The sequence below is a fragment of the Phenylobacterium sp. genome (assembly GCF_044372605.1).
In the GTDB taxonomy this organism is placed as follows: Bacteria; Pseudomonadota; Alphaproteobacteria; order Caulobacterales; family Caulobacteraceae; genus Phenylobacterium.
On the sequence record NZ_JBILRO010000231.1, the window covers coordinates 1 to 5,590 of the forward strand.

Below are 5,590 nucleotides of genomic sequence, written 5' to 3' on the forward strand. Positions count from 1 at the left end.
CCGCGCCAATCCGAAGGCGACGCTGGCGGTCACCTGCGATCTGACGCTCAACCTGCTGGAGCAACTGCGTGACGGCGCGCTGGATCTGGCGCTGGTGAAGCGTGAGCCGCTGGGTCCCGATGTGGGCACCCGCGTCTGGCGGGAACCGCTGGTCTGGGTCGGCGCGGACGAAAGTCTGGCCGAGGCCGACGGGCCCCTGCCGCTGGTGGTGGCGCCTTCGCCGTGCGTCTACCGCAAACGCGCGATCACGGCGCTGGAGAAAGCCGGCCGGCCCTGGCGCTGCGCCTACACGAGCCCGTCGCTGGCCGGACAACAGGCGGCGTTGCGCGCCGGGCTTGGCATTACCGTCCTGCCGCGCGAGATGGCGCCCATCGACCTCGTCCGGCTGGGCCCAAAGCACGGACTGCCCGAACTGGCCGACACCGAGATCGCGCTGATGCGAGCGTCAACGGCCGTACCGGAAGCGGCCAACAGGCTGGCCGATTTCATCCTGCTGTCACTCGACCGCGAGCATAGCCTGATGGAGGATCAGCGTGTCCAATTGCGTTGATGCGGAAAACTCATCAATCAACCTCTGGCGGCGCGTCGTCCGAATGCACACTTCGTGAATGCGGCCCGGGCCCCTCTGGCGATCAACCATGATCGCGATGTCGGATCGCACGGTGCGTTCGGGGTCCGGTGATGCTTCCCCCCATGTCGCCTGCTGGGCCCTGGGCGCACCTCCATTTCGGAGGAGCTGATGAATCAAAATCGAATCTGGCGTTTGCGGAACCACCACCGGGGGCTGGAGCAACGGCTCCATGACGAACGGCGCAGACCCTTTCCTGACGCCCTCGTGCTCCAGGACCTGAAGCGCCAAAAGCTCCTGGTGAAGGACGAACTGTTTCTGGCGGAAGCCGGCCTCGAGCCGTATCGGCAGCATGCGGTGCTTGCCTGAGTCCCATACCAGGAGAGGGCGGCAAATTCGCAGCGACCCTACAATTTTCGCCCAAACACAAGACAAGTGAGATTTGATTCTGGACCTGATCACCGCCATTCTGACCAGTGACTTTCTAGGCAAGCCCGCCTGGCTCTGGCTCGTATTCATGGGGATCGTCGGCGCCTTGCTCGCCTTCGACCTCGGCATATTGCACAAGTCGGACAAGGCGATCGGGGTATCCGAGAGCCTGAAACTCTCGGCATTCTATATCGCCGTCGCGGTCCTCTTCGGCGCCTGGGTGTGGTGGTCCATGGGACCTACCTCGGGCATGCAGTACTTCACCGGCTACGCGCTTGAGAAGGCGCTCTCGATCGACAACGTCTTCGTGATCTCGATCATTTTCGGCTATTTCGCGATCCCGCCGAAATACCAGTACAGGGCGCTGCTCTGGGGCATTCTGGCGGTGCTGATCATGCGCGGCGTGATGATCGCCGCCGGCGCCGCCCTCGTGCAGGAGTACGAGTGGGTGCTGTACATCTTCGGCGCCTTCCTGGTCGCCACGGGGATCAAGATGCTCGTGATGAAGGAGCAGGAGCAGGACGTTTCGAAGAACCCGGTGGTGACGTTCCTCTCCAAACGCATGCGCATCACGCCCGAGCTTCACGGCGAGCGCTTCTTCGTAAGCCAGCCAGACCCTGCGACCGGCAAGATCGTACGCTTCGCAACGCCGCTGTTCCTGGCGCTGGTGATGATCAACATCGCCGATCTGGTCTTTGCGGTTGACTCTGTGCCGGCAATCTTCGCGATCACGACCGACACCTACATCGTCTACACCGCCAACATCATGGCGATCCTGGGCCTGCGCGCGCTCTATTTCGCCCTCGCCGCCCTGGTCCACCGCTTCGAGTATCTGAAGTACGCACTGGCCATCGTGCTGGTCTTCATCGGCGCCAAGATCTTCTGGAACCAGATTGTCGGCAAGGTCGACCCGGCGATCTCGCTGGGCGTGACCCTGTCGATCATCGCGGCCGGTATTGTGTTCTCGCTCTGGAAAACACGTGGGGTGCAACCGTCGACGCACGCCTGATCAGGGTGGAGGCGCTTCAGTCCGGCGCATCCGGTCTCGCCCCTCCCCCGTGAACGGGGGAGGCAGGGAACTAGCTGCCCCACACCTTGAAGTGCTTCGACAGCTTCAGTCCCTGGCGCTGGTAGTGCGAGCCGAGGTCGCCGTAGAGCCGCGCCGGGCGTTCGGTGAGCGGTTCGTAGACCAGGCGGGCCACCGTCTGGCCGTCTTCCAGGATGAAGGGGGTCTCGTGGCTGCGGACTTCCAGCACGCCTTTCGAGCCCTTGCCGTGGGCCTCGTCGGTGCCGAAGCCGGGATCGAAGAAGCCCGCGTAATGCACGCGGAACTCGCCCACCGACGGATCGATGGGGGTCATCTCGGCGGCCTCCATCACCGGGATCTCCACGACGTCCTTGGACGCCAGGATGTAGAACTCGCCGGGGTCCAGCAGCAGCTGACCGTTGCGGGGCACGAGGGGCTCCCAGAAGTCGCGTGGGTCGTGGCCGTCCACGTGATCCAGGTCGACGACGCCGGCGTGGCGGCGACCGCGGAAGCCCGCGATGTCGCCGGTCAGATCAACACCGACGCTCATCGTGCGCAGCCGCTCGGGCGTACCCACCTTGAGCCTGAGTTGATTGAGGCGCGTGCCGGAGCGCACCAGCACCGAGAAGGTCTGCGGCGCGATCTCCATGTAGATCGGGCCATCGTAACCCTCGCGGACATCATCGAAGGTGTCGCCGTAGTCGCTGAGCAAACGCACAAACACGTCCACCCGTCCGCTGGAACTCTTGGGATTGGCCCGGGCCGATACGCCGGCGGGCAGCTTCAGCCGCTCCTGCAGTTCGGCGATGTAGACGCAGCCGCGCTCCAGCACTGCGCCCCGGGTCAGGTCGAGCTCGTGCATGGCCACTTCGGAGATCCGGTCGCGCACCGTGCCATGGCGCGGCAGGAACGAAGCCCTCACCCGCCAGCATCGTCCCGCCAGGCGCAGGTCGAGGCTGGCCGGCTGCACCTGGTCGGCGTCAAACGGCGTCGCCGACGTGATCGCGCCCTGGGCTATCAGGACGTCGATGGACTGGCAGGGCAGGATGCCCGGGGCTTGAAATGCACTCATGGGCGGCGGAGCCTTAGCCGAGAATACGGGCGTGGCAAGGGAAAGGGGACCGCAGAAAACGCAGAATGCACAGAAGGACGTACTGCTCGCGCAGCGATATCCTGTTCCCGCCGCCGTCGACAGAAACATCTGCCCCTTCTGCGCCGTTCTGCGTTTTCTGCGGTTCTCTCACTCAGGCCGCTTCGCGGGAACCGGACCTTGACGACATCGGCCTCGCCCGTCATGCCGCAGGCCGCACTTCAAGGAGACAGACATGGCGGAAGATCCGCGCAATTGGGAACCCGAGACCCAGGCGGTTCGCGGCGGCCTGATGCGCACGCCGCATGGTGAGATCTCCGAAGCGCTCTTCCTGACCCAGAGCTTTGCCTATGAAAGCGCCCAGGCGGCCGATGACCGGTTCGCGGGCGGGCCAGGGTTCATCTATCAGCGGTTCGGCAACCCCACGACCCAGATGTTCGAGGACCGGCTGGCGCTGATGGAGGGCGCCGAGCAGTGCAAGGCGACGGCGTCCGGCATGGCGGCAGTGCAGCTGTCGCTGATGGGCCTGCTGCGGGCGGGCGATCACCTCGTGGCCGGCCGCGCCCTGTTCGGCTCCTGTCGCTGGATCATCTCGGAGTGGCTGCCCCGCTTCGGCGTGGAAACCACCTACGTGGACGCAACGGATCTCGAAGCGTGGAAAAATGCAGTGCGGCCCAACACCCGGGTCTTCCTCGTGGAAAGCCCGGCCAATCCGCTGCTGGAAGTCACCGCCATCGGCGCCGTGGCCGAGATCGCCCATGCCGCCGGCGCCAAGCTGGTCGTCGACAATGTGTTCGCCACCCCGATCTTCCAGAAGCCGCTGGAGCTGGGCGCGGACATCGTCGTCTATTCGGCGACCAAGCATATCGACGGCCAGGGCCGGGTGCTGGGCGGGGCGATCCTGGGGTCCAATGAGCTGATGAACCAGGCCTACAAGGACATGCATCGCCATACCGGCCCGGCGCTGTCGCCCTTCAACGCCTGGGTGCTGCTGAAGGGTCTCGAGACGCTGGATCTACGCGTGCGCCGCCAGACCGAGACCGCCGGCCGTGTGGCCGACGCCATCGCCGCCCATGCCCGCGCGAAACAGACCATCTATCCCGGTCGTCCGGATCATCCCCAGGCAGCCCTGATCGCCAACCAGATGACCGGCGGCGGCAATGTCATAGCCTTCGATCTGGGCGACCGCGCCTCGGCCTGGCGGTTCCTCGACGCCCTTGAGATCGTCGACATCTCCAACAATCTGGGCGATGCCAAGTCGATGGCCACCCATCCCTGCACCACCACCCACCGCTCGATGCCCGAGGCCGAACGGCTAGAGATCGGGCTCACCGAGGGCTGGGTGCGGATGAGCGTGGGCCTTGAAGGCGCCGGCGATCTGGTGCGGGACGTGAGCCGGGCGCTGGACAGGGCTTAAGGCCCCCTCCGTCGCTCCGCGGGAGGGGGTTCACGCCCCCGCCAGAGCCTCCGGCGCCACCGCATAGAGCCGGCTGCAGAATTCGCAGGTCACGTGGATCTTGCCGTCGGGCTCAACCATGTCCTCGCGCTCCACTGCCTCGAAGGATTTCAGCACAGACTCGATGCGTTCCTGGCTGCACCTGCAGACCGCCGCCAGCATCCGCGGGTCGAACACCCGCACGCCGTCCTCGTGGAAAAGGTTGAAGAGGAGCTGGTTCGAGCTGAGGTCCGGGTCCACCAGCTCGTCCTCGCCGATGGTCTCGAAAAACGCCTGGGTGCGCCGCCAGGCGTCTTCCGTGGAGCCGCGTGTTTCATCGGCGGCAATGTACTGGATCAGGACACCGCCGGCCCGCGAGACCCCGTCCACCTGGCCCACCGCCAGACGCACCCGCGTGGGGGTCTGCTCGGACTGGACGAAATACTGCTCGGCACAGAGCGCCAGGGTCTCGCCTTCGATGGCCGTCATCCCCTGATAGCGGTCCATGTCCGGGCCCTGATCCACGGTCATCATGAACACGCCATCGCCGAGAAGGGTTCTGGCGCCGGGCCGAACAAAGCCCTTCGACGCCGCCGCCACTTCGTCTGACTCGAACCGGCAATAGCCGCGCAGGCCGCCGGTTGTGTCATAGTCGGCCACCACATAGCGCACGGGACCTGAACCCCGCGCCTCGACGATCAGGCGCCCCTCGAACTTCAGGTTCGACCCCACCAGCGCCGCCAGCGCGCACGCTTCACCCAACAGGTTCGCCACGGGCTCCGGATAGTCGTGAGCCCGCAGGATGGTATCGATCGCCAGGCCCAGGCGCGCAATGCGGCCCCGGACAGGCTCGCCTTCGATCTGGAAAGCGCCGACCAGATCGTCGTGAGGAGAGGTCATTTCGGACATGGGGCGCTATATGGGGATTGAGCGAAGCATTGCGAGCCGCCTCAGATCGCGCCGAAACACCAGGCCAGGATCGATTTCTGGGCGTGGATGCGGTTTTCGGCCTCGTCCCAGATTACGCTCTGCGGGCCATCC

Annotated in this window: 7 protein-coding genes; 4 read left to right on the forward strand and 3 right to left on the reverse strand. The window is 65.3% G+C overall.

The window, feature by feature from the left end; all coding sequences use genetic code 11:
* From ACIQ42_RS15355 to ACIQ42_RS15365, 3 genes are all read left to right on the forward strand, one after another.
* The coding region (locus tag ACIQ42_RS15355) for a LysR substrate-binding domain-containing protein (RefSeq protein ID WP_397423124.1) at positions 1–550 on the forward strand (550 nt) is incomplete at its 5' end.
* A gap of 189 nt (positions 551–739) precedes the next feature.
* Positions 740–937, forward strand: a complete 198-nt coding sequence (locus ACIQ42_RS15360; RefSeq protein ID WP_397423125.1) for a YdcH family protein — start codon at positions 740–742, stop codon at positions 935–937.
* A 73-nt stretch (positions 938–1,010) separates the two neighbouring features.
* The gene (locus ACIQ42_RS15365; protein WP_397423126.1) at positions 1,011–2,006 is read left to right on the forward strand and encodes a TerC family protein; all 996 of its coding nucleotides are present in this window, start codon (positions 1,011–1,013) and stop codon (positions 2,004–2,006) included.
* Positions 2,007–2,076: 70 nt separating this feature from the next.
* Here the strand turns inward: ACIQ42_RS15365 and ACIQ42_RS15370 are convergent, their stop codons facing one another.
* On the reverse strand, positions 2,077–3,096 hold the full coding sequence (locus ACIQ42_RS15370) for a 2'-deoxycytidine 5'-triphosphate deaminase (protein ID WP_397423127.1): 1,020 nt from the start codon (positions 3,094–3,096) through the stop codon (positions 2,077–2,079).
* Between the two features lie 253 nt (positions 3,097–3,349).
* Between ACIQ42_RS15370 and metZ the strand changes: the two genes are divergently transcribed.
* The gene (gene metZ / locus ACIQ42_RS15375; RefSeq protein ID WP_397423128.1) at positions 3,350–4,531 is read left to right on the forward strand and encodes an O-succinylhomoserine sulfhydrylase; all 1,182 of its coding nucleotides are present in this window, start codon (positions 3,350–3,352) and stop codon (positions 4,529–4,531) included.
* Between the two features lie 30 nt (positions 4,532–4,561).
* Here metZ and ACIQ42_RS15380 read toward each other — a convergent pair whose 3' ends face one another.
* Together ACIQ42_RS15380 and ACIQ42_RS15385 are read right to left on the reverse strand one after the other, a co-directional pair.
* The gene (locus ACIQ42_RS15380) at positions 4,562–5,458 is read right to left on the reverse strand and encodes an Hsp33 family molecular chaperone (RefSeq protein ID WP_397423129.1); all 897 of its coding nucleotides are present in this window, start codon (positions 5,456–5,458) and stop codon (positions 4,562–4,564) included.
* Between the two features lie 41 nt (positions 5,459–5,499).
* A partial coding sequence (locus ACIQ42_RS15385) for a hypothetical protein (protein ID WP_397423130.1) occupies positions 5,500–5,590 on the reverse strand: 91 nt, incomplete at its 5' end.

Excerpts from the sequence above, each read along its gene's own strand:
- ACIQ42_RS15360 (WP_397423125.1), top strand. The coding sequence starts at position 740 with ATGAATCAAAATCGAATCTGGCGTTTGCGGAACCACCACCGGGGGCTG.
- ACIQ42_RS15370 (WP_397423127.1), bottom strand. The coding sequence starts at position 3,096 with ATGAGTGCATTTCAAGCCCCGGGCATCCTGCCCTGCCAGTCCATCGAC.
- metZ (WP_397423128.1), top strand. The coding sequence starts at position 3,350 with ATGGCGGAAGATCCGCGCAATTGGGAACCCGAGACCCAGGCGGTTCGC.
- ACIQ42_RS15380 (WP_397423129.1), bottom strand. The coding sequence starts at position 5,458 with ATGTCCGAAATGACCTCTCCTCACGACGATCTGGTCGGCGCTTTCCAG.